1 protein-coding gene and 1 pseudogene are annotated in these 1438 nt (G+C 59.4%); both read left to right on the top strand.

The window, feature by feature from the left end:
- The first annotated feature begins 614 nt into the window (after positions 1–614).
- On the top strand, positions 615–881 hold the full coding sequence (locus tag FJ986_RS30300; protein ID WP_140676917.1) for a type II toxin-antitoxin system ParD family antitoxin: 267 nt from the start codon (positions 615–617) through the stop codon (positions 879–881).
- 3 nt (positions 882–884) lie between these two features.
- Positions 885–1184: pseudogene (locus FJ986_RS30295) on the top strand (type II toxin-antitoxin system RelE/ParE family toxin); the annotation flags it as partial.
- Between the last annotated feature and the right edge of the window lie 254 nt (positions 1185–1438).

Here is a 1438-nt window from a genome sequence, read left to right as displayed (position 1 = left end):
GGGGTGGAGCAGCCCGGTAGCTCGTCAGGCTCATAACCTGAAGGTCACAGGTTCAAATCCTGTCCCCGCAACCAAATACAAAACAGCCCGGCTCACCCCGGGCTGTTCTTGTATCCGGCTGATGGCCGCCCGCTGATTTGAACCCTCATCACAGCCCAGCAAACACCCAAAGCCGACGCCCAAGGTCAAAAACAAATCCCGCAAAACCAAACACAATCCGCCCGCCAAAGCCAAGCCAAGCCAAGCCAAACGTTCAGGGCCAAGCCTCGGTCGTTCCATGCCTCGGGGCCAAGACGAGCTCTCAGCTCGCGCGGCGGAAAATTGGGCTTCCCAGAGCCGAGGCCAGCCACGAAAATGCAAAATGGATTCAGCCGGCAGGATTCCATCTCAGCCGGCTTCAGCGCCAGCTGTCCCGGAGGGATCGCGAGGAGCAGATCCCACCTATCGGCTGCAGGCGCGATCCCCGATCGCGACGGCCCGACTGAGGCGATATCTCTGTCTGCGAGACAATCGGACCAAAATGCAGGTTGGTCGACGTCGGTCGAAATTGCTAATATCTGACATCTTTTGCTAAATCCGTGCCGTGATCCCATGTCTCTTTCCGGGAGGCTGTCATGCCCAACTACGCTCTGAACGACCACTATGAGCGCTTCATCAGGAAACAGCTCGAATCAGGTCGCTACAACAATGCCAGCGAGGTTGTCCGCGCCGGCCTGCGCATGCTCCAGGATTTCGAGGCGGAGCGGGAAAGGTGGCTGAGCGTGGAAATTCCGGGGCGCCTAGCCGAGCTCCAGCAGGATCCAGCTAAAGGAATCCCGGCCGGGGCGGTTTTTTCTCGGCTGGAGGCGCGCCATCGCGCGAAACAGGCGAAAGCCAAGTAGGGGATGGACTATCGGATCGTCTTTCATCCCGCCGCACAAGCCGAACTCGAACGGCTCTATGACGACATAGCCGAGCGCGCATCGCCGGCGATCGCCTGGAATTTTCGTCGCGGGTATTCAAGACCATTGTCTCGGTCTATCGACTTTTCCACAGCGTGGCACCGAGCGGCGCGAGATCATGCCCGGACTGCGGATCATCGGCTACCGACGGCGGTCAGCATTGCCTTTGCGGTCGAGGGCGAGCGGGTGCTGATCCTGGGCATCTTTTACGCAGGCCGGAACATCACACCGGAATGGCTGGAAGCCGCTGAAAGCCGCTCGGGCAAGGTCCGCAGCCGTCGGGCGGACAGCGGTTTTCAAAGCGAGGCATACGGTCCGAAGCGAGTATCCCAGGCGCGACCAAGCGCAAAAAGCGATGTGGAAACTCAGCCTAGCCAACTCACGAATCTCGACCCTGCGGATATCTCCACGAGAAATCGAAAAAACTTCTTGGATCGGTGTTGACAGTTTGTCGGGGTGGCGACTATATACGCCTCACGAACGAGGGCGGTGCGCCG

Source organism: Mesorhizobium sp. B1-1-1, assembly GCF_006442955.1.
Taxonomy (GTDB): Bacteria; Pseudomonadota; Alphaproteobacteria; order Rhizobiales; family Rhizobiaceae; genus Mesorhizobium.
This window is presented reverse-complemented; position numbering and strand designations above follow the sequence as displayed.

Bases quoted from the DNA above. Each gene is read 5' to 3' on its own strand.
- FJ986_RS30300 (WP_140676917.1), top strand. From the start codon at position 615: ATGCCCAACTACGCTCTGAACGACCACTATGAGCGCTTCATCAGGAAA.